The sequence below is a fragment of the Billgrantia hypersalina genome (assembly GCF_052584175.1).
Map to the genome: position 1 here is coordinate 597,305 of NZ_JBMIQI010000011.1, position 26,502 is coordinate 623,806.

Here is a 26,502-nt window from a genome sequence, read left to right on the forward strand (position 1 = left end):
ATTTATCCTGGAAACCTCGCCTTTGCGATCTCCATGATCTTGGATTCCATGTCATCCAACTTATCTACTGGTATTTCAATGCCTTTTTCGTCTCGAATGACATCGAAGAAGAAGTCATCAATGGCGTTCCGCATATCATTCTTAGCGATATCGTTAGTCCACACATCTACAATGTGATGTGCTTTGATAATATCTATTACTGAATTAGCAATTTCCGCTGCTGTCTTAATATCTGCCTTTTCATCAAGTGACTTCAATACCGGTTCAATAATTCCAAAAACTGCCTGCGCGTCTTCATCGCCTTTTATGATACTGGGGACATCTTTTCCTCGGTCCTTGCGAGCCATTCGGCTTGCAAGATCGACGACGTTGTTTAAATATTCTTTTTCAGATATTCGCTTTGCTCGGTACTCAATTATTGTTTCTTTCAACAATTCAGAGAACTGTCTGTAGAAAGAAGGGTCTTCTTCCATTTTTTCTGTGATTGTCCGCTTTGTCGCACTTGCAATACGGTCAGCCTTAGAGGCAGCGGTAGTGCCTTCTTCCTCGATGACCTTGTTTAAGGATGCCGGATCATTGATGTTGACTGTCTCGATGATAGTTACAGCTGGCTTCGCTGTTACATGATCGTCCAGCAAGCGCTGAATCTTCGGTTCATACTCTTTGACATCGACTGTTTCCTGATAACGAAGCTGAACAGAGCGCTTTAATTCCTCGAATGCTTTCCAGTCCTTTTTAATCTTCTCGATCTGCTCTTCATTGAAAACATCGTACAGCTTTTCTGAGGACAGCGAGATGTGCAGGCATCTGGCAAAAGCACGGAGCCGGGAGTAAAAATCGTGACGCTTGGGTTCGTCTCCCAGAAATTGCTCAAATGCTTCCATATCCTTCTTGTTCTTAACTTCCTTAAAGAGGTCCCATAGCTGGTCGTGGAGCTGTGGCAGCTTACGGATCTCTTCACGGATGTCATGTAGGGTGCCAACAATGTCTTCCTTGTCAAAATTCTGGAATGCATTGTATGCTGAAAGTGCCTGATCTAGTTCACCGAGCAAGCCCTCGTAGTCAATGATAAAACCAAATTGCTTTTCTTTTCCATTTTCTTCAAACAATCTGTTTACACGCGCGATAGCCTGCAACAAATTATGCTCTCTCAGTTGTTTGCAGACATACAGTACCGTATTGCGAGGCGCATCAAAGCCAGTCAAAAGCTTTGATACGACAATAAGAATTTCAGGGCCGCCAGATCCCTTGAAGTCTTCTATTAACTGTCGGTTATAGTCTGCCTCGGTTTTATACCGGGTTATCATTTTGTCCCAGAACTTGCGGACGAGATCTGTGGATTCTTTATCCACCTCCTCATTGCCTTCTTTATCATCGGGTGGCGAGATGATGACCTCACTAGCGACATGACCGATGTCATCAAGAACCTCCTTGAACCGGATGGCAGCAGCCTTGGAGGGGGCCACAAGCTGAGCCTTAAAGCCTGTGCCCTGCCAGAATTGGCGGTAATGCTCCGATATGTCGAATGCTTTGGCACGGATTGACTGTCCCGTCTTTGACAGCGCATCCATACGGGAGAATTTTCGTTTGAGATCAGCTTTTTGTTTGTCGGTTAAGCCTTGGCTTATCTTATCAAACCATGTATCAATGACATCACCACTGACCTGCTGTTCGACCATGCGACCTTCATAGAGGAGGGGGACGACAGCCTCATCGGCGACAGCTTCATCTATTGTGTATTTGTGAATAAGCCCCCCGAATGTATCGAAAGTATTTTTCTCTTTTTTCAGCAGCGGGGTACCTGTGAAGCCTAGGTAGCAGGCTTTGGGCAGGATACGTCTCATCTTGAGTGCAAATTTTCCATGACCACCATAACGACCCGTTTGCGACCGATGACTCTCATCTACAAGGACAAAGATGTCTTTGCTCTCGTCCCGAAAATCACTCGCTTTCATCGCAGTATCAAATTTATTAATGATCGTGGTGATCAGCGGTGTCTTATTTTTAATCAGATCGATTAGGTTCGAGCCGGTTGCCGCTCGAATAGGCTCCAAATCACAGGATTTGAAGGTCCCCTTAATCTGCTTGTCCAGGTCGTCACGGTCAGTGACAATGATCATGCGCGGGTTGGCTATATCTTTGTCCAGAGCGAGCCCTCGTCCCAGCATAACCATTGTTAGTGACTTGCCTGAGCCCTGCGTGTGCCAGATCACTCCACCTTTACGCCTGCCTTCAAGGTCGTTCTGCTTGGCGCGCTCAATAGCTTCGCGAATGCTGAAATATTGCTGATGCCGCGCAATTTTACGCTCACCGCCGTCGAAGACAGTGAAGCGCCTAATGAGATCAAGGAGTCGCGTAGGGCGGCACAGTGCGTACACGAGCCGGTCCTGTTCGGAAATAGCACGGTCGCCACCTTTGGCTAGTTCATCGAAGAACGTTCTCGCGTCTGCGAAGTCACCTGAAAATAGGGCATTCTTCTCTAAGTCGGTGAGCGGACGATTGATTGCCGCCAGAATGTCTTCGTCGCGATCCTCCTCGTCACGCCAGATTTGCCAGAATTTGCGTGGTGTACCGACCGTTGCATATCGCGCTTCCTGACGCTTCATACTCATCAGAAGCTGCGCATAATGAAATAGTTGCGGGATATTATCTTCGCTCTGATAGCCGATAAGCTGACTGTCAGCCTTCTTGAGAGATTCTGTAGGTCGCTTGTTCTCAATGACAATAAGTGGGATGCCGTTGACAAAACATACGATATCGCAGCGGCGAGTTTGTGTGGTGGCCGTACGCTCAACAACCATTTCCGCGGTTACATGATAGGTATTATTCTCTGGATTCCCCCAGTCGATATAGCGAAAAGAGTAGCTTTTACTATCCCCTTCGATAGCTTTTGTTATTGTTGTACCCAGAATCAGCTGATCATATATATCTTGATTTGTGCCGCGCAGGCCTTTGAGCTTGTCAGGCGTCGGCTTAAGCCGACGCAGCGCTTCATGTGCGTCCTCCAGATCGAACGGGTAGCTTTTACCACGGTAGGTGTAGGCGTTCAGCTTCAGCATCTGCTCGATCAGGATTTCATCAAGCACTACGTTCCGTGGCTTGCTGCGTAGCTTATCCGCTTCGGTCTGTGAGAGGGGGGCAAAGCCGAGTGCGACAAGCGTCTGGATCGCCGGTACCTGCGACTGGTATTTTTCTGTCGGGTCAAATCCTTGAGCTATCATATTCCCTCCACGACAGCTTTGACAAACTTCGCAATTTCTTTTTTTGCTACTCCATTCGTCACATTCGCATGGCAGTACTTTGTACAGCGGGTTTCTCGCCCGGTTCCACGGCTGCGCTTGAATGCTTGTACATCGTATTTATTGCCCGCTTTCTTCGTTTGTTCATATCGATAGCTATGCGTGCCATTGTAACCGACGAAATCTCCATTGGCCTCGACAGTCCAATGTCCAGGATAGTTCAGCTTTTCAAGATCCCGGCGCATTTCGAGGGCAGACTGATATCTTTCGGCAAGATCTGGGTGGGTTGCCTTCTGGATAATTCTCCTTAGCCGTGAAGGAACATAGGCTGGAAAATCTGATGCTGATATTAAATTGGCCTGCACTACTGCGTTGTAATAGGCATGCTCACCTAGCGCGGTGAACTTCTGCCGGAGTGTGTCAAGCCCCACAGCCATTCGAAAAAGTGTGAGCCCTGTCTGGAAGACATCGGTCTGGGCCGTAATCGCGTGCGCCCTGAGCACTTCAGGTGCAGCATGAATCTTATAGAAATCAGGTGGAGGAACAGGCGCTCCGTCTTGTGTAACTCCGACGATGCCGTAATCAGTTAGCATGCCTTGGGCTTGGGGGCCAATGAGTACGTTCTCTGGTTTTACATCGTTATGAAAAAAATCGTGCCCGTGGAGATATTCAAGGCCACGTAAAATATCTTTTCCGATCCTGATGATCTCGGAGAGTGGAAGATATAGTGATGGATTTGCAAGCTTCGTAATGGGGCCATTGGGCATATAATCCATGGCTATAATTACATAATCATGCTGGCCAAGGCGAGTGATGTCAGCTTGATGCACGCGGACGACATTATTGTGTTCTAATAGATGACCAATCTGTGCCTCACGAAGCCGGTGGTGAACAGGCATGCCAGGTTTTAATATTTTTATAGCATATTCGTGGCCAACAGCCTGATCTTCGGCAAGCCAGACCTCGCCAAAACTTCCGCTACCAATGCGATGACGAAGCCGGTACTTGTAAAGCTGGGTGCCAGGCAGTAGCTGAGCGATGGGAGACGGTTGAAGCATCAGGTCCGGGCTCCGTTCCAGGCAGCGATAACGGCATCCGCCATCTTGTTATCCCAGTATGACGCTGTGCGTCCAACACGTTGCTCGGCATGATTTTTTACATCGGCACTTCGGGTGCCGAGTGATGCGTAGATCTTAACCGTAACCGGTAAATGTTTCTGCCTGCAGAACAGCAATACAGCGCCCTCCAGATACGCAGATTCACGCTTGGACTTGCTATCGCTCTGTGTATATTCGTTAGTTTTTATGCAGACCTTTTCGATGTCCTGGTTCTCATGGAAGACGCGCTCCATTTCTCGGTATAGCCAGTCCACTTTTCCATCAGGTTCTGACACATTTGCGGGGTACAAAAGACGTGACTCGGCATCGGCATTGAGTAGAGTACAGTTAGTGCCGTCATAGTCGACCAGTGCATACCGTGTCCTCTTCGGATCAACGCGAATTCCCAATACTTTCATCCGGCAGCCTCCATCTTTACTTCATTCGTTAACCGCCACTCCCCAGTCAGCAGCTTTTGCATCAAGCCTCGTTTTTGGCGTATTAGGGCATCTCGTTCTTCCTTCAAGCAGTCGATTACCCTCTGATTGTCCTTTAAAACGGCGCTTATAGCTTCCTGTTCAGCCAAGGGTGGCACGGGGAAAGGTATCTTTGCGAATTGACTCCAACGAAGACTGCCGCGACGGTCGACGGATGCGCTCGTGCTTACCTCAAATATATGCTTATAGAGGCTCGTCTTAAGGGCGGCGTATGCGTAATCATTATTGATGATTTCTTGTTGGAACCTGAATACTGTGTAGATGGGACTAACAAGTCCGGCATCTACAATATTCTGAAGCCCAATCGATCCTTCTTCTACATGATTGCTAGGAAAGCCGAATTCACCACGATGGATAACTTTATATCCTGATAGATCGTTGCTAAAGACTTGTTTCTTAAAGTAATCAAGAGAGCGAACAAATCCATCGTACTTTGTGCAGGATAGAACCTCGGCGGTGTTGCCGTTGCTGTTTTTTACTGACGCTTCCAGAGCGATCTCGCCAATTGGCTTTGCTGTCCATTCTGCTGGGAGATCGAACCATCGATACCGGGTTCTTTCTTCGCTAGACTTGAAATGGCCAAGGCGGCGCTTACCAAAAACAAGCTGATGAGTAAGTGCCGTGTGTTGGCGTTCGCGTGCATTAATTAGATTTTTAGTTTTCTCGATGGTGTCGTCCCAGGTGCGGAGAGTCTTTCCAATTTTTTCTTGTTCGGTATTAGTTGGTAGATAAACTTTGAAGGGGGTTATTTTTTCAAGGCTCAAGTTTGCCTGTGCATTCTGGGTGGCTAGTGCGGCCAGACTTTTTGTCGAGAATTTTAAGGTCTGAAATAGCCACTCTTTATCAATGTTTCTCCGCGGCGACACCGCTACCACACTGTCAGGGCATGCAGCTGAAAAAGTTGAGATTGCTACATCGCCAACATTTGCAGCGATTGCCATTAGAATAGCTCCTTGAGGGAATACCTTGCTTACGGCAAGACCCTTATCATTGAGCGTCTTTTCCCACGAAGTAATGTTTCTGCCTGCACGTGCAATATCCCCTGTCTGGAGGAACGGGATACTGCCATTATAATATTGCGGGTCGTTGCGAGGTCGTGCCGAAAACTTACCTCTTTCAGCTACAGCGACTTCGTCTAATGGAACCTTCTTAAACCTTTGTACCTGTGTATTACGCATCGACACCAAGCTCCTTCAGGTGCTGGGCCATGCGAGCTCGCACTTTGGCAAGCTCGGCCTCGAGATCATTGATTTCTTGCTGGACGGCAGCTACGTCGATCTCTTCTTCGGGCTCAAAAGTGTCGACATAACGCGCAATGTTCAGGTTGTACTCGTTCTCCACGATCTCTGCTTGTGCGACAAGGTGAGAGTATTTGTCAACTTCAGCACGATCCCGGTAGATCTCGACGATTTTGTCGATGTGGCCGTCCTCCATGACATTTGCCGTTTTGCTTGGTGAGAACTCCTTGCTGGCGTCAATGAACAGCACGTCTTTGCGGTCTTGGTTTGGGCCGCCTTCCTCACGCGAGCGGTCGAATACCAGAATAGCGACCGGGATACCGGTTGTTGTGAACAGGTTCGCTGGGAGGCCAACGACTGCGTCGAGCAGGTTTGCCTCGATTAGTGCTTTGCGGATTTTACCTTCGGCGCCACCGCGAAACAGCACGCCATGCGGTACTATCACTGCCACACGCCCGGACTGCCGCTTGGCGATCTCGATCATGTGCGTGATGAAAGCGTAATCACCCTTGGACTTGGGCGGGACACCGCGCCAATAGCGGTTATACTGATCGTGCTCAGCATTGTCGGCACCCCACTTGTCGAGAGAGAAGGGGGGATTGGCAACCACGGTGTCAAACTTCATCAGCTGATCGCCTTCGATCAGCATTGGGCTGTTTAGTGTATCGCACCATTCTATCCGGGCGGCGTCCTTGGCATGCAGGAACATGTTCATGCGGGCCAGGGCCCAGGTGGCGCCATTTACTTCCTGGCCATAGAGGCTGAAATTTTCCGAGCCGACTTCTTCGGCAGCGCGGATCAGCAGTGAGCCGGAGCCGCAGGCCGGATCGCAGATTGTGCTGCCGGGCTGGGGGTTGGCAAGTTTGGCGAGAAGGCGCGAGACCGCCGTCGGTGTATAGAACTCGCCGGCTTTCTTACCAGCATCAGACGCGAAGCGCGAGATCAGATAAATGTAGCAGTCGCCGATAATGTCCTCGGTTACACGCGAGGGGCGGAGGTCGAGGGCAGGCTTGTTGAAGTCCTCCAGAAGGTGCTTGAGGCGGCGGTTGCGATCCTTGGCACGGCCAAGGTTAGTCTCGGAATTGAAGTCTATATTCCGGAACACGCCCTCAAGCTTGGCGCGGTTTGCATCCTCAATATTCTCCAACGCGATATTGATGAGCTCGCCAATGTTTGCCTCGTTTCGCTGTTCGTACAGCGTATAAAAGCTTGCGCCATCAGGAAGATAGAAGCGCTCACGTTCCATGCGGCGGCGGATGCGCACATCATCGTCACCAAACTTCTTTTTATAAGTCTCCAAGTGATCATTCCACAAATCTGATATGTATTTGAGGAATAGCATCACCAGGATGTAGTCCTTATACTGCCCGGCATCGACCACACCGCGGAACGTATCGCATGCCGACCAGGCGGTTTGGTTTACTTCTTGCTGTGTAAGCTTGCTGCTCATTTTACAATTCCTTTCAAACTTCATAGTGGGGCGGGCTGCTGGCCCGCCCAAATGCTTTCTTAAATCAATCCACAGGGAGGATTGAAGCGCTGACGCAGTTGCTTCTCAATCAGCACCCTGTTCTGCTGGTCAGCGTAAATGGCTGCCACGGCGAGCTGGGAGTGGCCTTGACCGCCCCAGCAGAGCTTACGGTCGTGGTTAGCCACGCGCTCCTGGACATTCTGCGATTCGCCCACATCTACAACAATCCAGTTCGCGGTCTGTTGGGGCCGGCCCAGGATCACATACACGCCTGATTGGCTCAGCAAGGGGTCGACGTTGCTATGCGGTCCGTCTGCGGTATAATTCTCTATCTGAATGGGCATCTCTTACCTCGTGCACTGTCCGTTCTTACTAGCCTGCGGGATCGTGACTCCCGCGGGCGCCTGGCAGCCCAGCCCCATTGCCGTGGGGCTGGGCTTTTCGCACCTGCTCCAGCAGGGCGAAATTTGTGAATTCCATTTTCTTCTCGGCAAGCCGTAGCATGAGCTCGTGTTCGCGCCGCGCCAGATCGGCGACCTCAGCGATCCGTCGTTGGGTTTCGAGGTCGGGAACGACAATTTCCAGCTCGTCCAGACACTTCTTCGGGATCATCCGTAGCCGCGTTCCCCGGGCGCATTTGTCAAAGTACCTTTGGCTGGACGGCTGGTTGATAAACCAGGTCAGGTAGCCGGAGTCAATGACCTCATGCGGCTTGAGCACGAGCAGGGGCAGCATGGCGATTGCTCCAACTTGTGCGTCTGGTGCCACCCTCACAGCAGTGTTCCGCTCTCCACGTGACCGGAAGAGGATATCCCCGGGCCTCGCCCAGTAGCGGTCGGTAGATCCCGACAGCTGGTAAAGCGGCAATCCTGCTGGGTCAAAGTCACAGTCCCCCTCCAGATCTCGCAGCTGCACCGCTGGCACGCCCCCATGGGGAGCTGGCTCAAGCTTCTTTCGGGCTGTGTAGCCTGACTGTATCTCGCAGACGGCTGTCAGCTTCATGTATTTTGCGCTGTATTCCATGCTACAGAGTTAAGCATCGCCTCCATTTTCTGTCAAGCGGGAATTTTATGCAGTAGACTGACCTACAGAGGTTGAGAGTGTCCGCATTGCAGTCTAGAGCCATTCAACCGTTCACAGTAAAGGAGGATAGTCGGCAGATGAGCGTGCCCTACGTGTAACAAAGCCTGACGCAGGGATCATCTCGGGGAGGTGCAAGATGCTTAAGGCGGTAACTGTGGCCGTGTTCTCGATGTTGCTGTCTTGTGCAGCTACCGCTCCCGTCGGCGACTGGTATGACGATGAATATTCAAAGTGCCGTGAGGGGACGACGGTCGCTATCGTCCGGTGCGTTGACCGCCTGACCGAGGCTTGGCAGACCCGCCTTGATCAGGCCTATCAGGCATTGCTTGCCCGGCAGGGTAGTGCGGATCGTAGGGACACGCTCGATGATGCACAGCGCCTGTGGCATGCATTCCGGCAGGCGAATTGTACTTTCTACGGGCAGGGGCCCGGCACAATCGCCTCTGTCGAAGCGGCCGAGTGCCGGCGCGTGCTCACTCGCCGCCGGGCGCTTGAGCTTGAGCAGGCTGCCGGTGCTGAGCCGCAGTGAACGCTTTTAGTTGCTGGTTTATATTTCCTGTCATTTGTATAGTTTGGCTATTCTTTTCCTTGTTAGTTTAAACTGGCTTTAAGGTTTGGAAACATGCTATTTTGTATAGCATGAGTGAACTGAAAGGTGGAAAGCTAAACCAGTTGGAGCGCCTGTTGCCGGAAGGGCTGCTGGTCGATGCGGCGTGGCTGGAGGCGCATGGCTATTCGCGGGCGCTTCGGAGTCAGTATGTCTCCAGTGGCTGGCTGGACAGTCCCGTACGCGGTGTCTATTGGCGGCCGCGCGGCGTTTTGCGCTGGGAGCAGGTCGTCATCTCCTTGCAGGTGTTGCTGGGCTATCCCGTCTCGTTCGGGGGACGGACCGCCCTGGAGATGCGCGGCTATTCCCACTATCTCTATCAGGCGCAGCAGGCTGTCCATCTCTATACCGACCGCAAGTTGCCCTCCTGGCTTGCGAAGCTGCCGGATATGCCGGCCTTTGTTGTGCATAACCGCGCGCGCTTTCTGCCGGCGCTGCCCGGCTACAGCGATCAGCTCTCTCTGGACCCGGCTGAGTCTGGCGCGTCGCCCAGGCTGCCGGGGGGGCTGGATGTCGATGCGTGGGGGCCGTGGGGCTGGCCGCTGGTGCGCTCTGCCCCAGAGCGGGCGATTCTCGAGCTGATCGACGAGCTGCCGAACAGTACCTCGTTCGATATGGTGGACAAGTTTATGGAAGGGCTTGTGACGCTGCGGCCGCGCAAGATGCAGGCTTTGCTCGAGGAAGCGCAGAGCGTCAAGGTTAAGCGGCTGTTTTTCTTCTTTGCCGACCGGCACCGGCCTCAGTGGCTGGACATGATCGAGCGCAGCAAGATCGATCTGGGCAAGGGAAAGCGGATGATCGCCAGGGGCGGCAAGCTGGACAAGACCTATCAAATCACCGTCCCGGAGGATATGGATGCCCTTTGATCCCACATTCAGGCAGCAGGTACAGCTGCTCGTCTCGGTGCTCCCCCTGGTCGCCGAGGAAAGTTGTTTTGCCCTGAAGGGCGGGACGGCCATCAATCTCTTTGTTCGTGACCTGCCGCGTCTGTCAGTGGATATCGATCTGACTTACCTGCCGGTGGCGGAGCGGGCGCAATCGCTGGAAGAGATCGATAGCGCCCTGAAGCGGATCGGTGAGCGCATCACCGGCGCGTTTCCGGACATGACCGTGCAGGGCTCGGCCCCCGGCGGGAAGGGAGCGATCAACAAGCTCGTGGTGCGCACCAAACATCGCCTGCAAATCAAGGTCGAGGTGACGCCGGTCCTGCGGGGCTGTGTTTATGAACCGGCCGTGATGCCGGTATCGGAGACGACCGAGGATGAGTTCGGCTTTGCGAAGATACAGGTCCTGTCCTTTGCTGATCTATATGCCGGCAAGATCCTGGCGGCGCTGGACCGGCAGCATCCCCGCGACCTGTTCGACGTTCATCTGCTCCTGGAGGAAGAGGGCTTGAGCGATGCGCTGCGCACGGCGCTTATCGTCTATCTGATCAGTCACGATCATTCGCCCCATTCCCTGTTAGCGCCGACTGCCAAGGATATCCACGCCATATACGAAACCGACTTTGCCGGGATGACGGAGCGGCCCGTAGCGCTTGAAACGCTGCTGGATGCCAGGGACCGGCTGGTCAGCACGGTCCTGTCCGGCATGCCGGATGAGCATAAGGCGTTCCTGCTTTCTTTTTATGAAGGCAATCCGGCATGGGAGGTGCTGGGGATAGAGGGGCTCGACCGGTTGCCGGCCGTGCGGTGGCGTGAGCTTAATCTGGACAGGTCGGGACCCGGCACGCGGGAGTCGATTATCAAGGCGCTGGAGGAGGTCTTGTCCACGTGATGCCGGGTAGGAGAATTACGGGCGCATCCCCTGACGGGGACCGGGCTCTCGTGAACCGAACCCCGGCGGGGCGGGTTTCAGCCGTGCGGCGTCGATCCCTTGCGCATGACGGGGCGCAGCTATGAGCAAATACGAAAAGCTGGGTGCTTATCTGGAGTCGTTGAACGGCGCCGAGTGGCATGCCGGTTTCAGGCAGCTGGAATCCATCCTCGGCTTTGTGTTGCCGGCGAGCGCGCGGCTGTATCCGGCCTGGTGGGCAAATGACGCGCGTCAGGGCCGTCAAGCCATGGCCTGGCTCTCAGCGGGCTGGCGGACCGGCGCTCTTAACCTGACCGGAGAAAGCGTCACGTTCTATCGGGATACCGGCGCTGGCGGGAAGGCTGCGCCGACACCAGGACAGGGCTCACAGCGTGCAAGGGTCGCGGCGGAGAATTTCGATATCAGCGCCTTACCGAAAGCGGGCGGCATCAATCCGCTGGAGCTCTCTGTGGGCATGACATGGCGTGTGCTGGGACGGCTGATGCTGGCTGATAGCGGGAAGCTTATCTTTCCGGCGGTGCCGGACAGCGCGGGGCTCTACCGGTTTCGCCTGCTGGGGGCAGGGCAGAGCCGCCACTATATCGGCGAAACGGTCAGGCTGCGGCGGCGCTTCTCTCACTACACCAATCCGGGGCCAAGCCAGATGACCAATATCCGGATCAATGCCTTGCTGCGGGAGCATCTGGAAGCAGGGGATCGCATTGAGATCGATATCATGACCGGCGCCGACAGTATGGTGATTGCCGGTAATGCGATGCCGGTGAATTTCCTGGACAAAGCGACTCGGCGATTGTTTGAGCATGCCGCCATCGTGGCCGAAGGCGGCGAGGAAGTCGAAAGCCTCAATCGCTGATCGTTATTGATGGCCGCTTGCCTGCCGGGGCCGCTGTCCGGTGATGGCTGGGGCGGTCGTTGTCTTCACCAGCCTGTCTCCTTTCCCTCGTTTCTTAAGTCTCACGCGATCCTGGCCGGGCGCGCCGGTCGATCAACGGCCTGCCCGCCCCACCCCTGCTTCGCCGGAGGCTTCGCAGGGCCGTGTTGGCCGTTCCCCTAACGGTGATCCCCCGGCTTATGCGCCCGTCCTTTTCGTTTCGCGTCTTAAGGAAATGAAAAGGAGACAAGACAATGAAGCTTTTAACCACACCCATCCGCGAACAGCTCCTGCGCAATGGCCGCATCAATGCCGGCTTGTACGCAGAGGGCAGGGAGCCGGCCGACTTCCTGCCGGTCGTGAAGCTCTTCACGCCTGATGCGAACTGCACCTGGCTGCTGACAGAGCTCGATCCCGAAGACCCGGACATCGCGACCGGCCTTGGTGACCTAGGGCTCGGCTATCCCGAGCTTGGCCCGGTGCGTATCTCTGAGCTGGAATCGGTGCGCGGCGTCTTCGGCCTGCCGGTCGAGCGCGACCGGCATTTTGCGCCGGTACACACGCTTCTGACTTACGCTCGCGCCGCCTGGAACGCGGCGGTGATCACCGAAAACTCGCAGGCGCTCAGCCAGGCCGCGGAAGCCATGGCGAAAGGCGGTGCAGCATGACGCGCCTGTCCGACACTTCTGAAACCTATGCCGTCGATCCGGCCCGTCTTGCGACGGGCCGGTGGTGTCACCGGGCAGAGCGGACCATCGGTGAAGGCGACATCCATGCCTCCTATAGCGCCGATCATATCGGTATGGGCAAGCCCGTGCGTCCGCCCTTTGCCTGGAAGGGCGCGCTCTGGACCTGTATCGGCACGGGGTATGGCAATGGAGTCATGGCCTCAGCCGAGGCGTACCTGCTGGTGCCGGTAGGGCTGTTTGACGGCACGCCGGTGACCTACCGGGAGAAGACGCGCGACGCAGATACTGCGCGCGCGGACCTGAATGGCTTCTATCACGGCATGCTGGTTAACTCCGCCGGGAAAAGCTTCGTGCTGTGCGGGCCGCCAGCGCTATTCGTTCCCGGCCAGTCTGAGCAGCTGAGCCTGTTCTAGTGAACTCGCACCTCCTGATCCTGCGGCCAGCCTACATAGGCAGGGGCGTGAATGTTCAGACCTGGCCCGACCGCGCCTCCTGTTGACAGCAAGTACTTACTTTACTGTCGTCGCGTCACGCTCATGGTCGCTTCCATAGCTGGCGTTTTGTCTGGCCCGGGGCGGGCCTGGCAGTTGATGCCCTGAAGTAGCAGCAAGCTGTGGCGGCGATAGCGCGGCACAGATATGGCATCGTGCGGCCGGTGGTCTGCGGTGCCGGCTGCCGCCTGCTCGAATTGCGCCGTTTTGGCGATACATGAAGGTGAGCGGCGTCGATTACGTCTGCTGCCCGCATTCGGGTAGCGGGACCATATCGCGCCGGGGCGCGCCTTGCTCCCCCTGCACGGACAAGGGGGCCGCCCTGCGCCTGCCGGGGTTTATTTCCAGAGCGGGCGCTTACTCACAGCGTCGGCGGCCGGATTGGCAGGATGTTGCCGCGGGCTGGCCGTGTGTCGCATGGAGGCTTGTGGCCGCCGGCACGACGTTCTTGTCTTTCAAGGCGGCGCAGTCTTCGTGTCGGTGACGATCCGTGATCTGGTTTCGTTCGGTGCGGTTATCGCTGCGCGCGTGTTTTGGCGGGCGGTCCCTCCGTTCGGTTTTCCTCAATCCATAACGCTTCAATCTGGCCGGGTGCGCCGTAAGGACAACGGCCTGCCCGCTCCATTCGCCGCCTGCGGCGGCTCCCGTGTTGGCCGTTCCCCTCCGGTGTCCTTCCGGCTTTTCCCCCGGCCTATGGCTTTCCGCGTCGTGAGGAAAACCAAAGAACGGAGGAACAAGCCATGACACGCAATAGCGCAGCAAAAACCGATATCTACACCCGGATCACCGACAAGATCATCACCGACCTCGAGCAAGGCGTGCGTCCCTGGATTAAGCTCTGGAACGCCGAACATGCCGCCGGCCGCATCACCAAACCGCTCCGCCATAACGGCCAGCCCTATAACGGCATCAACATCCTGATGCTCTGGGGCGCAGCCGCCGCCATCGGATACAGCGCACCGATCTGGATGACCTTCCGCCAGGCCAAGGAACTCGGCGGCCATGTCCGCAAGGGCGAGAAGGGGAGCAGGTCGTCTACGCCAATACGATCACCCGCAGCGAAACCGATGCGGACAGCGGCGAGGAGATCGACCAGACCATCCCCTTCATGAAGGGCTACACGGTCTTCAACGTCGAGCAGATCGAGGGGCTGCCGGATCACTACTACCGGACCGCCGGGCCGGTGCTCGATCCGGTGCAGCGCATCGCACGCGCCGACGCTTTCTTCGCCGCCACCGGTGCTGATATCCGTCATGGCGGCAATCAGGCCTACTACGCCATCGGCGCCGACTGCATCCAGATGCCGCCCTTCGAGACCTTCCGCGACGCCGAAAGCTACTACGCCACGCTGGCGCACGAAACGACGCACTGGACGCGGCATCCCGAGCGGCTGAACCGCGAATTCGGGCGCAAGCGCTGGGGCGATGCAGGCTACGCCCAGGAGGAGCTGGTCGCCGAGCTCGGCAGCGCCTTCCTGGCCGCGGATCTCGGCATCGAGCTCGAACCCAGGGCCGATCACAGCGCCTATATCGCAAGCTGGCTGGAAGTCCTGCGCAACGACAAGCGCGCCATCTTCCGCGCCGCCGCGCACGCGCAGCGGGCCGCCGACTATCTGCACGGCATGCAGGGCGAAAACGACAAAGCCGCATGATGCGGCTTTGTCACTCTTCTCATTTCGCTTAAATTGTGATCTATACTCAAATTTCCTGTGACGGCTTCAGAAAGATATTACCTTTAGGAATATTCTTATGCGAGTCAAGGAAGTGAAAGTAAAATTTGATTGTGCCTACCAGCATTTGTTTGACTTGGTAGAGGCATGCGCCTGGCGAGTCGATCCCATTCGTAAAAAGATTTTGCAGCTTAATGAGCATATATCTTCTCTGAAAGTGGTGAATGTAGAGAAGGTGACCTTGCCAGATGAAATTGAGGAAAGGATATCTGTTTTATCTCTTTACGATAAAGAAGGAGCAGATATTGCTGTTAAAGAGATAGTTTTAAGTGAGCTCTTGCTTTGGCTGCCGGCAGATGAACATAAAGAAATACGACATGTTATCGAGGTGGAGGTTGGAGAGTCTGATGGTTCTTGCTTGACAAGTGAGAACGTAGAATATTTACTGCAAGAGATGAGCATGAATAAAGATAAGCTAGACGAAGAGGCAAAGCATCGTATAATCGAAAAACCTATTAGAGAGGTTTTTCAGCAATCGCTATCGCCGTCTTTTAATAAAATGCATGTTGGGCAGAGGGAAATTATTTCTCATATCTCGTCTACTAGAGATCAAGTCAATAAAATTGAAGAAAAGACTAAACAAATATTAGATTTGCTATCTGCTAAACGGTAGATTTAATTATGCCAAAAATCAGGCGTATTAAGGCTGAGGAGTTAGGCTCGTTTGGCCTTGACGATGCTAACAAGCTTTACTGGAATGGTAAGCCTGTCAAGTCTGAAAATCTTGTCCTTTCTTGGTGGCAAAAGGCATTTGGTGCCATAGTCGCGCTCTCGGCAATAATTGCTAGTTTAACCGCAGTAAATAAAGAATTTTGCATAATTGATCTCGGAAAGTCCTGTTCGACTTCAGGAGAGATGGAGGAGACTCGAGTTTTGCCTTCAAGCCCGGCTGTAACTGTCGAGCCTTTAAAAGAAGATGAGTCTGGAAAATGAAAATATTGACGGCAGTGCTTTGATATGGTCGGTTGTTTGAAAACTTCCGCAGCAAATTTCCTCTCCGCCGTTTTTATAAAATTCCTGTCATCACGCAGATAACAAGAAAATTTTTTTCCACGCACGATTCCTAACATTCGTACCATGCAGCGCCGGGAAGCACCGTTTGATGCAGCGGTCGCTTTGCCGAGCGCTGTCATCCTTTCAAGGTGTTGGCGGTCTCGGTGCGAGAGGACGCTTGCGACGGTCGCGTTGCACGTCGTCTTCGTGTTGCTGTTGTTTCTTCCGGGCGAGGCGGCGCTTGCGTTCGCGCTGTCTGTTATCGTCTTCGGTAATGATCCAGAAGACGATCATCCAGAAGATCCATTCCTCTGACGGCGTGTGCTGCCGCGCCAGGTTGTTGAAGGTGAATGAGAGAGGCTGCATTTTTTCCTCCTTGATGTTCTTCAGGCCCGGCCAGTCCGCGCCTTTGCAGCGCTGGAGGAGGGCATGCAGCACAGAACCCGCACCCGCGCAGCGGGCCGCAACGCCAGAGGAGGAGTGTCTTCACTTGCGGTTTTGAGGGGCTGTATCGCCAGAACGGAGGCACAAGGCGCGTGTGCCGGCCTGAATTAGAACGGGAGGGGGAAAACAGCCGCCCACGAAACTTTTATCAGCGTGGCGCGGTGGCCAGTACGTCGTCGCAATGACTGGATGGAAGATTTGTAGCTGTATCAGGGCATGGGGTTGAGTTGATACCAAACGCCGACGGCAAACTGGAAATCGACCTGCTCTGCGACCTCGCCGGAATTTTGATCCTTGCCGCTAACGACAACGGGCCGCTCAGTAAGAGAGACCCGTCGAAGGATAAGGTAGTTGCGGGGGCACGCAACCACCTTAACCTGCTCTTTGATGCGCCGGGGGTTGGTCAGTGGAATCCTTAATAGATTCAAGGCGTTGGTGAATCCTGGCCGTTCAGATGTTCCTTGCCTATGGCGAGATAGAGCTGGGCGAGGTTGTCGCAGGCCAGCCGGGCGCATTTGTACCAATGCGGATCGCGCAGCACGGCGCTGTGGTTGCAAAGCTCCCCCTCGACCAGACCCGCGAGCATATTGGCTACATGCATCGCCTCATGGCAGCCAAAGCTGCCGGGGCCAAAACGTTCATCTATGTCCACGTTGTTCTCGGCCCACTCAGTTCTGCGTTCCTCCAACAGCTCCACGCGCTCTGCTTCGATCCAGTCGGCTTCGCTCATCGTGCAACCCTCTTTCTGAGTTCGACGCCATCTATTTTACCATCCAGTCAGTAGCTCGACGAAGGCCGGCATCACACCATCCTACTACCGCATCGTCAAAGACCATGATCTGGTCACTTCTCCGGCCTGGATCGTGATGAAGGCGGCCGACCGGCCGTGTTGGCGAGTGAGCATTCGCTTTATTGGGGCGCCATTTGTTGGGGCTGCTGGAGGCCGCGGGCCTCGCCGGTCATATCTTGTCGTGTTTTTCACGTTGCATAGGTCGGGACCGGGCTGCTCGATGCGTGCTTCAGGCCTTCCTTCCGGCGGGTTGTGTCCGAAGCGAATACGACCCGCTTTTTAGCCGACCGTGGCCCTGGCACAAGGCAGACCTTTCAGGCGCAGGAATCGCTCCCGTGTCCTCGCCCGGAACGAGTCCGGTCTGCGGGCCGCTCCATTCGCACCTGCGACCTTGTGCCCTGGCCACTTCCTGCCGGCTGACAAAGGGGGCGTGTTCGCACATCAACCCTCAGCCGAAAGGAGAACCATCATGAACACAGCAAAACAAAACAGCCCGGCCCTGATCGCCTATCACGTGACGGAGAACAACAACAAGACCTACTGGTCGCGGATCGGACATGCCTGGCCCAACAAGAAAGGCGGCTTCCAGGTGAAGCTGGAAACGCTCCCCGTGAACGGCGAGCTGGTCTTGCTCCCGCCGAAAGCACAGGGCGAAAATGAGGAGCCGGCATAAGCCGGCTCTTCGCTGTACAGGGCTTGGCACCGCTCTCCGGGATCAGCCGGAGGCGGTGCGCCTTGCCTTCCTGTCGCGCATATTTTCCATCACGATGATGGCCGCCACCGCGCCGGCCACAAAGATCAGTACGCCGATCCATATCTCATAGGCGGCGCCTTCAAGCAGCATCAGGGCGAGCGACCGGTGATACAGCAACACGCACCAGACGCTCACGGCCCAGAACAGCTCGCCCACAAAGCACGCCATCAGCTTCATGGGACTCATGGCCAGGCTGACTTCCGGGGCATCGTAGGGCGGATACTCGCTCGTCCACTCCTGTATGTTGCGAAAGCCCAGAATGTAGAAGGTCGTCGCGACATCCAGCACGCCCCGTGCAACGAGCAGGCGGCCGCGGTGCTGCGTGACGGTCGCATAGATCATGGCTCCGTTGAACAGCAGCACCGCCCGCACCAGAAACGGCACCCAGAGCGCGAGCCCGAGGATAGCCCAGACCAGATAGGCAATGATGCGAACGGCACCGAACAGGATGCGGCCTTCAGCGGGATGATTGTTGATTACACGCATGATCCATCCTCCTCATGTTACCGGTGTTGGCCGGGAAGGCCGCCGGGTTGCGCGCCCCATTCTTCCTCGGGACTCAGGGTGTGGCTGTCGCCCATCCTGATATGGCTGTCCATCATGGAATCGCAGGCCTGAAGGCGGGCGATGACAGCGCGAGCCCGCTTTTCATCGAACACGGTGGCGATGTCGTGCCGCTGCCCGAAATATTCGAGCACCATGTGAAAGGAATCGTCGTAATAGCGCCGGGGCGTGCTGTACTGGCCCTTGGCCTGGGCGGCGCGGGCCTGGCATTCCTGCTTCTCTCGCTCCTGACGGGCTTCGTCATGCTTGAGCATGACGAAGCTGTGCTTGAGGTGCCGGTCATAGACGTCCCACCGACCGCGCCGCAGAACCTTGAATTCTGTCGGCGTGAATAAGACCCGGGTTTCTGTGCGAAGGGCCTGATACAGGAATCGCTGTAAAATCCCGCCTCCGATCAGGATGGCCGGAAACCCCGGGAAATAGAGGATCGGCTGTTCCGTCATCGTTATGAACAGACCGATGACGCTGATTAGCATGACCAGTCCCGCCAGGTTCTCGGCATGCTTGACGCTTTCGGGCGTCAGCTCCTGAATGTAGACGTCGATCACCTGCCGTTGCAGCTCATCATGACGGCAGACAGTGAGCGGCTCGCCTTCGAACAGCGAGACATGCCTTTCATGCGTTTGCTTAGCCATGCTCGGTCCTCCTCGCGCGCTGCCGGGTGATGCAGCGCTTGTTGTCACTCTGGCAGGGGAGCGACCGGGCCAACCTCGCGCTAACCTTGTAGGAGGTCGGCTGGCCGATATGGAGCAGGGGAGGAGGGGCGACATGGGTAAACCACAGCCAACGGGGCCGCAGTTCGGGTATCTGTCAGATTGGCAGCTTGGGCGCGTCCGTGAAGCGCTCCGGGCGTACCGGCTTTATGATCTTGGCGCTGGTTCACAGCACACATGGTGCGACGTGCGTGAAGCCATCGCCGTCTATACCGATGTGGAGATTGGCAGAGCCCTGAAAATCGGCGGTGAGCGGCTACGGCAGTTTGTCGAAGGGGTCAGCAACAAGAGCAGGGGGCTGCATTTTCCGGTCCCGCAGCCTGAATCGCTGGCCGCGATTGTTTCGTTCTTATCCCATGAGGATATCAATCTTCTTAAAGCAGATGAGCTGGAAGAATATAGGCCCGGTTATCAGGCCGCGTTACGCTACGCCGAGTATCTGCGTGAAAGCTGCACAGACAGTTTTACGCTCTCGGTTTCGGATCTGTGCGGAACGCTAAGAGCGGAATATAAGGAGCAGGACGCCATTACCGTCTTGAACATGACGGTTCAGCGTATCGATGGCGGGGATGATCTGGGCGTGGTGCAGCTCGTTGAGGAATGTGCGCGCTATAGAGAAAATAAGGGGCCGCTTCCAGTAGCGTCTTCAGAAGGCCACAGGGATGCCAGTGAGTTGCTTTCGCAAAGCACGTCTGGTGGCTGGGGCGTGATTACCCCGGAGGATACTCTGGTTCTTTTTCTCAAGAAAAAGAGTTCAGGGCAAAATCATTGTTATTATTCAGTAAATGATATGGGGGTATGGAGCAAGACGGGAGGGCGGTTCCTTTATCTTATGAACCATAAGTTCGGTGTTGAAGTAACGGATGCCTTTGGGTCTAATTTGTCATCCGTGCAAAAACAAGCCGCGCAACAGGTGCTTGAATTCCGTTTCGCTTCCTGAAGGGTGCTGAAATATGGTTTCGCGTAAACATGATGATGAGGGTGCGCCTCAGGAGTATAGTCAGGAATATCTGGAATATTACTGTGATCTTGAATATGGCGATATCCGGACGAAAATTAAGACGGTTGTCCACGACAAGGAGGGAAAGCATACTCTGGCATATGAAATGCTCGGCCGCGAATTCTTGCAGGCCGTTGAGCGCGGGAACCCCGATACTGTAGAGGCTTATGTAGAGGCCGGTATGCCCGTCAACTATCAGGATGTGAAAACCGGCCAGTCAGCGTTGCATATAGCCGCCGCTGCCAGGGCGCGTCAGGCGGTCCGCGTGCTGGCAAGGCAGCCGGGCTGCAATTTCATCTTGCGGGACCGGCAGGGACGCCTGCCTTCGGAGCTAGCCTATGCTTTCGGTAACGATCCCGCGCTTTCGCGTTACCTTACGATCAGAGAATTCAGGCAGGCCAAAGCAGAAAATAAAATTCTGAAATACCGCAAAACCCTGCCTGCCAATTCCGGGATGACGCCTACGTGACCCGGAAATAAGGCGCGACCGGGCTCTGCCGGTCGAAATACTCGACCCGTTGCAGGATCATGGGATGATAGCCGGCCCACAGCACGAGCTGCCGCTTGTAGCGGTCGCTGCGTGCGAATTGACGGCTGATCTCCTCCGGGCTCAGCAGGTCGTGCAATTCGCTCGCGCTGGTCTTGCCGCTCAGGCCCAGCGCGGCCTGCTCAGGCGCAACTTCGCCGCTGCGCGCCACTTCGACCCGTGTCTTTCCCAGCCGCTTCGACAGATACTCCGTCGTGGTCACATCGTTGTTGCCGAAAAATTGCAGTATGCCGGCGTTGGCGGCGAAGCTTTCCCAGCGCTCGCCATAGAGCGCCTTGCCCTGTCCCCAGTCCTGTAACACGACCCAGAGCTTGACCCCGAACGAGGCGATCTGGCCGGCGGCATTCTCCATCTGTTTCATATGGCCGAGCACCGGGAACTCGTCGAGGCAAACTAGCACCGGCGCCGCCGGTGCTGCCGGTTGCTGCTCCATCGCCTGGAGCAGCTGGTTAATGAATATGCGCAGCCAGCGCCCGGCGATGTCGATGCGCGTGGCCGGAAAGCACAGATAGACGCTCAGGCCGCGCGGGTTCGTTTTGAGCTCTTCCAGGCTGAAGCTGCTGCGGCCCAGCACCTTGCGAAATGAGGTGTAGTCCAGAAACTTGGTATGGCGCCGTACCGTCGAGAGCACGCTGTCGCGCTCGCGGTCGCTCTTTTCGTAGAAATCGCGCGCCGCGCCTTCAATCGCACCGCCGACATCGGCGCTGCTCCGGCGGCCCTTCAACCGCATGGCATTTTCCAGCATCTCGCGCTCCAGGGCGCAGAGCGGCTCCTCATCGCCTTCGTCCGCCTCTGCGCCATCATCCGGCTTCATCGCGGACTTGATCAGCTCGCGCACGGTGAGCAGCGTCCGCGCCTTGCTATAGGCCGGGCAGGTGACTACATGCAGGATGACACCCTCGATGAAGTTTTTCGCGCTCTCGTCCCAGTGCGGATCTTTGCCTTGTGCGCCCTGAACGACCATCGCATCGGCGATCAGGTTCGCATCTTCGATGATCGTCCGACTGCTGAGCGTCAGGACGCTCAGCGGGTTGTAGGAGGCGCGCATGTGCGACAGCCGGTCCGGTGCACTGGCGAAGGGATCGAGGATGCAGACCTTCTGGCCGAGCGCCGCCCGGCGCTCGGCCGTGATAGTGGCCAGCTCGCCCTTGGGATCAAGGGCAAGGACGCTGCCCGGATAAAAAAGGAGGTTGCCGATCAGCGTCACGGATTTTCCGGCGCGGGACCCCGCCACGGTCAGGACGTGGCGGTTATCCTCGACCCCGATCAGCCGGTCGCCAAGCGCGCCGATCAGGATCTTTCCCCCGGGATTGGCGGGATTATACTGAAGCGCCGGACTGGCCAGGATATCGTCCGGGAGCTGCCAGCGGGCCTGCGGCACGCTCTGCTGTCGCAGATACCGGCTGGCGACGCCCCGCGGAATATCGTTCATGAAATCGTCTGGGAAGCGGCTCATTGCGGTCACCGTTACTGGCAGGGCATGTCCTGACAGTGTGGCGGCCGGTTCGGGCTCGTGGCCTCGCGCGAACCTTGTATGGGCAGGGCGCTCTGCCAGATTTATTGCTTTGTTCTTGACACTAGATGGGGAGGTGTTTAGTTCGGAACGATCAAGGAGGATTAGATATGGGAAAGCTGTCAAGACTAAGAGACCTTTTTAAAAGTCAGAGGTCGCTCAATCACGAGCTCGATGTGGCGATCTTCTGGAAATATAAAGAGCGTGTCGAGGAGCTGCTCAATCATGGAGCAAATCCTAATGGCGCCAATATTAGGCAATATTATCTTGGAAAAGCCGTTGAAGGTGGAGATATAGAGATTGTCAAGCTTTTGCTGGAAGCTGGGGCCGACCCGCGTATGCCCTTCAGGTGGTGGGGCGGTGAACAAGTCACCATGTCAGAAGGGGCTGCACGGCTGAAGCGTTCAGATGAGTTTGTCAAGCTCCTGAAAGATGCCGAAGATGAAGCCGTACGAACGCTGGGCCCGGGGCCGAAGCTCTTCAAACCTTCGAATTCTTGCATGTTCTCACCCAGGAACTAAGCTAAAGACATCTTCGCAACCGGTGAGAAAGTGCCATGACGCCCGTGGACCTCAAGCTGGCGCTTGAAGCAGGTACGGCCGGACTTACCTTGCTAAGCCAGTTCTCAGAGCTGATGAAAGAAGCCGATAGGAATAATTCGCCAGTAAAGGAGATGGCTGAGCTTATAGCCTATTTTCCCGGTGAAGCCTTCTCACTTTCCAAGGAATTGTTGAGGCATTGTGAAATGCTAAAGCAGACCTTTATCGCAGAAGGTGTGGATTTGACAAAAACCATCGCTGAGCTGGAGGCCGATCACACATGGTTCTTTACAGGAAAGTATAAGTTGGTCAAAAATTTCCTGCCCTATGTGAATGGCATGTCCAATATAATATCTCACAATATAGACGACTTCATAGCTGTTGCCCGTTGCCAGGATAAGATTCATCTGGTTTCTGAAGGCTTTGCTAATGCAAAAGAACAAAAAGACGAGATCGAAAAAATTATCCGTCGCGATATCCCTGTCGGTGCAGTCCTTGATGCCATGATAGGCTGGTCAAGTGATATAAAAGATGAGGTGCAAAAAATCGTATAAAAATTGATGCCGGGTTATTAGGGTTTTGGTGGCTGGTTGTCCTCTTTTTTCCAGCGACTTACGATCACCGACTTCATGTTGTTAAGGCCGGCTACATCATGTCGGATAATGCGATCATCTTTTTCAGTAAGAAGCCTGGATTGTGCGATCTCTTCAAGAAGAGTGGTCGCTTCCCGCCATTTTCTCAATAGCTCAACTCTCTCCCTGTGGATCATTTTTTCCTTAGCGTTCATAGTGTCTCTCATTTCCATATGGTTTAGATGGCAATTGATATCTTTGGTGAATGATTCTGTCAATAGTGATTTCTGAGCAAAAGATGACGACACCCGGTGGGGTGTCGTCCATAATATCGTGTCTTACTGATCACGATTTTTCGGCGGGCGGCCACGCCGTTTTGGCACTTTGTCCTTCACCATGACAGCAAGGCCGGCTTCCTCGGCAAGGGCCTTGATGCGGGTGGCCGTTTCCTGCTTGCGCTTTTTTTTGCGCCGGGCCAGTTCGTCCCGGCCATCTGCGATTAATTGCCGGAGCTTGTCATCGCTCAGGGCAGTCAGGTCCAGGGTGCTCAGGTCGTCGTGCATATCGCCCTCCGCTGCTTCGCGTCGCCGGTCTCCGGCGGGGTTGTGGATGCGCCTTAAAAGGCGCGGCGTTTTTGTTATTGTGGCGACATGAATAATTGCTTTTCCTTTTCCCAACCTCGCGCTACAAACAAGGGCGGCATAACGCGGCAAGCGCGTTAACCACTTATTAAGGCAACCTTCGGTAGCATTTAAAGAAGGGCCAAGGCCCAAGGGCGTTACCGATGAGTACAAGGTGTGCGCGGTAGTACCACTTCGTGGTCTCCACCGCGCTCACCTTGCGGGGGGATTTCACATCCCCCGCGGACCCCCCAGTGACTCAGCTAGGCTCAGAAGATTTTTTGAATCTTCTTCGCCAAGTGAGTGGGCTCAGCCTGCCCCGCATAAAGCCGCGCGACCAGGCTGAGGCAACGTTTCGGCGTTGCATCACGCCCAGGGAGGAGACTTCCGCTCTCCCCCTGGACCCCCATCGAGCAAGGGGATTTCAGCGCCCCTTGCAGCCCTCGACCAGGGCTTTCGCGCCCATGGACCACGACCGGCGTTTCGCCGCCGGCTTCGACCAGGGAGATACCGGCTCTCCCTTTGGAATCCCATCGGTCGGGGATGCCCCGGACCCCGGTGGCACGCATCGATAAGGCGGGCCCAGGACAGGCCGGCGAGGTTTGCGCGAGGAAAGAACGCTGATGGCGCGCATAGCTTGGAAGCATGAAAAAAAATGATCGCAACAGGCGCGAAGCGCCCATCTCCTACCGGCCTCCCGCAGAGCTGCGGGACGAGTTCCACGCCCGCGTCCAAAAATCCGGCCTGTCGGTATGCGCTTTCATCACCAAATCTGTCTTCTACCATGCGCCGCCGCGCCAGTCCCGCCGTCCGCCCGTCGAGCAGCAGCAGCTCGCCCGGCTGATGGCTGAAGCCGCCCGGATCAGCAGCCAGCTCCGGGAGCTCGAGCAGGCCGGGCAAGACGGCGACTATGAGCCCGTTCTGGACGATATCTCCCGCTCCCTTGCGGATATCCGCACGCTGCTGCTCACGGCCATGGGGCGGTCGCCATGATTCCGTTCGGCAGCCAGCGCGGCCTCGGCCAGGACCTCGCCACACATCTGCTCAACGCCCACGACAATGAGCGTGTCGAGGTGGCCGAGGTGCGCGGCGCAATTGCCGATGATCTGCACGGTGCCATGACGGAGTGGGAGGCCCTCGCGCATTCCCTGACGCGCTGCCGCAATTATCTCTACAGCCTGTCCATCAATCCCGACCCGGCGCAGGGGCCGTTGACGGCCGAGCAATATGCCGATTTCATCAACCGGGCCGAGGAAAAGCTCGGCCTGTCCGGCCAGCCACGCGCCATCGTCTTTCACGAAAAATACGGGCGGGCGCATTGCCATGTCGTCTGGTCCCGTATCGACACCGACAATGAGCGGGCCGTGCCGATGGCCTTCGACCATGAAAAGCTGATGATGGTCACCCGTGAGTTCGCGCGGGACCATGGCCTCGAACTGCCGCGCGGCTATCATCAAGACGGCCGGGGCGAGCAACTTTCGCTCTACGAGCTGCACCAGAAGCGTGTTACCGGCCTGTCGAAGGGCGATCACAAAGCACAGGTCACCGAGGCCTGGCGGCACAGCGACAACGCCAGATCCTTTGTGAATGCGCTGGCCCAGAGAGGCTATATGCTCGCGACCGGCAAACGCCCCTATGTGCTGGTGGATCTTTACGGCGGCATGCATGCGCTGCCGCGCCTGATCGATGACAAGACCGTGCGCACGAAAGACATCCGCGCCTTCCTGGAAAAAGACTTCCCGCCGGAGGCGCTGCCCTCCGCCCAGGACGCGAAAAAGCTCGTCGCAACCCACCGCAAGACCATCGAGCGCCACCAGCATGACGAGCAGCGCGCCGAGGAAGCAGCGCAGCTGAAGCGCGAGCAAGCCGCACGGCGGCGCGGGCTGGAGCAGCAGGCCACAACGCTGCGCCGGCAGCAGCATCAGGACCGTCAGGCGCTGCTGACAGAGCAGCGCGATGAACGCCGTGCCTTGCGGGAAGCCTATGAGGCGCAGATGCGGCGTATCCGTGAGCAGCGGGACAGCAACCGTCCCCGCGGTCTGGCAGCTTTTCTTGGGCGGGTTACCGGCGCCGAGCTGGTGCGCAAGAAGCTCCATGCCTGGCGGGATCGGCAGCGGGAACGGGCCTATCTCACCGCGCGTCAGGCGCTACGTGAGCGGCAGGGGCAAGAGCGCCGGGATCTCGCCCAGCGGCAAGGCTTGCAGTCACGCGATATCCAGCGCCGGGTGGAGGCTCTCGCCCGCGTCGAAAAGCGCGAAGCGAAATCCCTCGACGAGGTCTTTCAGCGCGAGGAGAACGTCGCCGGGCGCGGGGCGGACAACTGTATGCCGGCGCTGCCGGACTGGTTGGTGGGTAAGGGGCGTGAGGTTGATGCAGAAGAGCGGAAAGCCGAGGCCGCGAAAAAAGCCCATCAAAGCTTTGACCGCGCGGCCGATCCGGCGCGAGGTCTTGAGCCTGGACAGCTGGCCAGGGGCTTTGCGCGGGCCGCTTCGGAGAGTGAAGAAAGGGATGACTCAGAGGAGGGCGATAGCGGCCCTGCGCCTTCCGATCAGCCAAAGGTGCGGCGTTACCGGCGAAAGCGGCGCCGTGATCGTGATCCGGATCGCGGGCGGTAGTGATAGCTAAA

31 protein-coding genes are annotated in these 26,502 nt (G+C 56.0%); 16 read left to right on the forward strand and 15 right to left on the reverse strand.

From position 1 onward, the window contains the following. Positions 1-2 precede the first annotated feature (2 nt). From ACOJCM_RS09930 to ACOJCM_RS09960, 7 genes are read right to left on the reverse strand one after another with little or no spacing between them, the layout of a single operon-like run. Positions 3-3,221: a type I restriction endonuclease subunit R gene (locus ACOJCM_RS09930; protein ID WP_445211891.1), complete on the reverse strand. Its 3,219-nt coding sequence runs from the start codon at positions 3,219-3,221 to the stop codon at positions 3-5. Then, positions 3,218-4,297: a serine/threonine-protein kinase gene (locus ACOJCM_RS09935; protein ID WP_445211892.1), complete on the reverse strand. Its 1,080-nt coding sequence runs from the start codon at positions 4,295-4,297 to the stop codon at positions 3,218-3,220. Before ACOJCM_RS09935 ends, ACOJCM_RS09930 begins: the two co-directional genes overlap by 4 nt. Continuing rightward, positions 4,297-4,755, reverse strand: a complete 459-nt coding sequence (locus tag ACOJCM_RS09940) for a hypothetical protein (RefSeq protein ID WP_445211893.1) — start codon at positions 4,753-4,755, stop codon at positions 4,297-4,299. Before ACOJCM_RS09940 ends, ACOJCM_RS09935 begins: the two co-directional genes overlap by 1 nt. Continuing rightward, on the reverse strand, positions 4,752-6,011 hold the full coding sequence (locus ACOJCM_RS09945; protein ID WP_445211894.1) for a restriction endonuclease subunit S: 1,260 nt from the start codon (positions 6,009-6,011) through the stop codon (positions 4,752-4,754). The genes ACOJCM_RS09940 and ACOJCM_RS09945 overlap by 4 nt, the downstream gene beginning before the upstream one ends. After that, positions 6,004-7,521, reverse strand: coding sequence for a type I restriction-modification system subunit M (locus ACOJCM_RS09950; RefSeq protein WP_445211895.1), 1,518 nt, complete (start codon positions 7,519-7,521; stop codon positions 6,004-6,006). Before ACOJCM_RS09950 ends, ACOJCM_RS09945 begins: the two co-directional genes overlap by 8 nt. A gap of 59 nt (positions 7,522-7,580) precedes the next feature. Beyond that, the gene (locus ACOJCM_RS09955; RefSeq protein WP_445211896.1) at positions 7,581-7,886 is read right to left on the reverse strand and encodes a hypothetical protein; all 306 of its coding nucleotides are present in this window, start codon (positions 7,884-7,886) and stop codon (positions 7,581-7,583) included. A 28-nt stretch (positions 7,887-7,914) separates the two neighbouring features. Next, complete coding sequence (locus tag ACOJCM_RS09960) at positions 7,915-8,565, reverse strand: restriction endonuclease subunit S (protein ID WP_445211897.1); 651 nt, start codon at positions 8,563-8,565, stop codon at positions 7,915-7,917. A 196-nt stretch (positions 8,566-8,761) separates the two neighbouring features. Here ACOJCM_RS09960 and ACOJCM_RS09965 point away from each other — a divergent pair, with 196 nt between their 5' ends. The 9 genes from ACOJCM_RS09965 (at position 8,762) to ACOJCM_RS10005 (ending at position 15,440) form a co-directional block, all read left to right on the forward strand. Continuing rightward, on the forward strand, positions 8,762-9,154 hold the full coding sequence (locus tag ACOJCM_RS09965) for a lysozyme inhibitor LprI family protein (protein WP_445211898.1): 393 nt from the start codon (positions 8,762-8,764) through the stop codon (positions 9,152-9,154). A 110-nt stretch (positions 9,155-9,264) separates the two neighbouring features. After that, positions 9,265-10,098: a type IV toxin-antitoxin system AbiEi family antitoxin domain-containing protein gene (locus ACOJCM_RS09970; RefSeq protein ID WP_445211899.1), complete on the forward strand. Its 834-nt coding sequence runs from the start codon at positions 9,265-9,267 to the stop codon at positions 10,096-10,098. After that, positions 10,088-11,008, forward strand: coding sequence for a nucleotidyl transferase AbiEii/AbiGii toxin family protein (locus tag ACOJCM_RS09975; protein WP_445211900.1), 921 nt, complete (start codon positions 10,088-10,090; stop codon positions 11,006-11,008). Before ACOJCM_RS09970 ends, ACOJCM_RS09975 begins: the two co-directional genes overlap by 11 nt. Positions 11,009-11,129: 121 nt before the next feature. Next, a complete protein-coding gene (locus tag ACOJCM_RS09980; RefSeq protein ID WP_445211901.1) occupies positions 11,130-11,900 on the forward strand; it encodes a DUF7662 domain-containing protein in 771 nt (256 codons plus the stop codon). A gap of 272 nt (positions 11,901-12,172) precedes the next feature. Then, positions 12,173-12,586 (forward strand): DUF2958 domain-containing protein, encoded by a 414-nt coding sequence (locus ACOJCM_RS09985; protein WP_445211902.1) that lies wholly within the window; start codon positions 12,173-12,175, stop codon positions 12,584-12,586. After that, positions 12,583-13,020: a hypothetical protein gene (locus ACOJCM_RS09990; RefSeq protein WP_445211903.1), complete on the forward strand. Its 438-nt coding sequence runs from the start codon at positions 12,583-12,585 to the stop codon at positions 13,018-13,020. The genes ACOJCM_RS09985 and ACOJCM_RS09990 overlap by 4 nt, the downstream gene beginning before the upstream one ends. An 818-nt stretch (positions 13,021-13,838) precedes the next feature. Beyond that, positions 13,839-14,210 carry an ArdC-like ssDNA-binding domain-containing protein gene (locus ACOJCM_RS09995; RefSeq protein ID WP_445211904.1) on the forward strand — a complete coding sequence of 124 codons (372 nt, stop codon included), beginning with the start codon at positions 13,839-13,841 and terminating at the stop codon, positions 14,208-14,210. Then, a complete protein-coding gene (locus tag ACOJCM_RS10000) occupies positions 14,207-14,749 on the forward strand; it encodes an ArdC family protein (RefSeq protein WP_445211905.1) in 543 nt (180 codons plus the stop codon). Before ACOJCM_RS09995 ends, ACOJCM_RS10000 begins: the two co-directional genes overlap by 4 nt. A gap of 97 nt (positions 14,750-14,846) precedes the next feature. Continuing rightward, positions 14,847-15,440 (forward strand): hypothetical protein, encoded by a 594-nt coding sequence (locus ACOJCM_RS10005; RefSeq protein ID WP_445211906.1) that lies wholly within the window; start codon positions 14,847-14,849, stop codon positions 15,438-15,440. Between the two features lie 76 nt (positions 15,441-15,516). Here ACOJCM_RS10005 and ACOJCM_RS10010 read toward each other — a convergent pair whose 3' ends face one another. The 3 genes from ACOJCM_RS10010 to ACOJCM_RS10020 form a co-directional block, all read right to left on the reverse strand. Then, positions 15,517-15,960 (reverse strand): hypothetical protein, encoded by a 444-nt coding sequence (locus ACOJCM_RS10010; protein ID WP_445211907.1) that lies wholly within the window; start codon positions 15,958-15,960, stop codon positions 15,517-15,519. A 4-nt stretch (positions 15,961-15,964) separates the two neighbouring features. Next, positions 15,965-16,258: a hypothetical protein gene (locus tag ACOJCM_RS10015; protein ID WP_445211908.1), complete on the reverse strand. Its 294-nt coding sequence runs from the start codon at positions 16,256-16,258 to the stop codon at positions 15,965-15,967. A 430-nt stretch (positions 16,259-16,688) separates the two neighbouring features. Further along, a complete protein-coding gene (locus tag ACOJCM_RS10020; RefSeq protein ID WP_445211909.1) occupies positions 16,689-16,994 on the reverse strand; it encodes a hypothetical protein in 306 nt (101 codons plus the stop codon). 529 nt (positions 16,995-17,523) lie between these two features. On the opposite strand from ACOJCM_RS10020, the gene ACOJCM_RS10025 reads away from it, so the two are divergent. Continuing rightward, positions 17,524-17,727: a hypothetical protein gene (locus tag ACOJCM_RS10025; RefSeq protein WP_445211910.1), complete on the forward strand. Its 204-nt coding sequence runs from the start codon at positions 17,524-17,526 to the stop codon at positions 17,725-17,727. A 42-nt stretch (positions 17,728-17,769) separates the two neighbouring features. Here the strand turns inward: ACOJCM_RS10025 and ACOJCM_RS10030 are convergent, their stop codons facing one another. Together ACOJCM_RS10030 and ACOJCM_RS10035 are read right to left on the reverse strand one after the other, a co-directional pair. Then, positions 17,770-18,294 carry a hypothetical protein gene (locus ACOJCM_RS10030; protein ID WP_445211911.1) on the reverse strand — a complete coding sequence of 175 codons (525 nt, stop codon included), beginning with the start codon at positions 18,292-18,294 and terminating at the stop codon, positions 17,770-17,772. A 17-nt stretch (positions 18,295-18,311) separates the two neighbouring features. After that, complete coding sequence (locus ACOJCM_RS10035; protein ID WP_445211912.1) at positions 18,312-18,920, reverse strand: hypothetical protein; 609 nt, start codon at positions 18,918-18,920, stop codon at positions 18,312-18,314. Between the two features lie 220 nt (positions 18,921-19,140). On the opposite strand from ACOJCM_RS10035, the gene ACOJCM_RS10040 reads away from it, so the two are divergent. Next, complete coding sequence (locus ACOJCM_RS10040; RefSeq protein ID WP_445211913.1) at positions 19,141-20,025, forward strand: hypothetical protein; 885 nt, start codon at positions 19,141-19,143, stop codon at positions 20,023-20,025. A 13-nt stretch (positions 20,026-20,038) separates the two neighbouring features. Next, a complete protein-coding gene (locus ACOJCM_RS10045) occupies positions 20,039-20,554 on the forward strand; it encodes an ankyrin repeat domain-containing protein (protein ID WP_445211914.1) in 516 nt (171 codons plus the stop codon). On the opposite strand, the gene ACOJCM_RS10050 is transcribed toward ACOJCM_RS10045, so the two are convergent. After that, positions 20,547-22,088 (reverse strand): type IV secretory system conjugative DNA transfer family protein, encoded by a 1,542-nt coding sequence (locus ACOJCM_RS10050; protein WP_445211915.1) that lies wholly within the window; start codon positions 22,086-22,088, stop codon positions 20,547-20,549. The two genes, ACOJCM_RS10045 and ACOJCM_RS10050, sit on opposite strands and share 8 nt — an antisense overlap. Before the next feature lie 167 nt (positions 22,089-22,255). Between ACOJCM_RS10050 and ACOJCM_RS10055 the strand changes: the two genes are divergently transcribed. Both ACOJCM_RS10055 and ACOJCM_RS10060 read left to right on the forward strand, forming a co-directional pair. Next, complete coding sequence (locus tag ACOJCM_RS10055) at positions 22,256-22,666, forward strand: hypothetical protein (RefSeq protein WP_445211916.1); 411 nt, start codon at positions 22,256-22,258, stop codon at positions 22,664-22,666. 35 nt (positions 22,667-22,701) lie between these two features. Then, a complete protein-coding gene (locus ACOJCM_RS10060; protein WP_445211917.1) occupies positions 22,702-23,238 on the forward strand; it encodes a hypothetical protein in 537 nt (178 codons plus the stop codon). 17 nt (positions 23,239-23,255) lie between these two features. Here the strand turns inward: ACOJCM_RS10060 and ACOJCM_RS10065 are convergent, their stop codons facing one another. Continuing rightward, positions 23,256-23,471: a hypothetical protein gene (locus ACOJCM_RS10065; RefSeq protein WP_445211918.1), complete on the reverse strand. Its 216-nt coding sequence runs from the start codon at positions 23,469-23,471 to the stop codon at positions 23,256-23,258. 123 nt (positions 23,472-23,594) lie between these two features. Continuing rightward, entirely contained in the window at positions 23,595-23,819 is a 225-nt protein-coding gene (locus ACOJCM_RS10070; RefSeq protein WP_445211919.1) for a hypothetical protein, read from the reverse strand. Positions 23,820-24,521: 702 nt separating this feature from the next. Between ACOJCM_RS10070 and ACOJCM_RS10075 the strand changes: the two genes are divergently transcribed. Next, a complete protein-coding gene (locus tag ACOJCM_RS10075; RefSeq protein WP_445211920.1) occupies positions 24,522-24,869 on the forward strand; it encodes a hypothetical protein in 348 nt (115 codons plus the stop codon). Next, positions 24,866-26,491: a relaxase/mobilization nuclease domain-containing protein gene (locus ACOJCM_RS10080; RefSeq protein ID WP_445211921.1), complete on the forward strand. Its 1,626-nt coding sequence runs from the start codon at positions 24,866-24,868 to the stop codon at positions 26,489-26,491. Before ACOJCM_RS10075 ends, ACOJCM_RS10080 begins: the two co-directional genes overlap by 4 nt. Positions 26,492-26,502 lie beyond the last annotated feature (11 nt).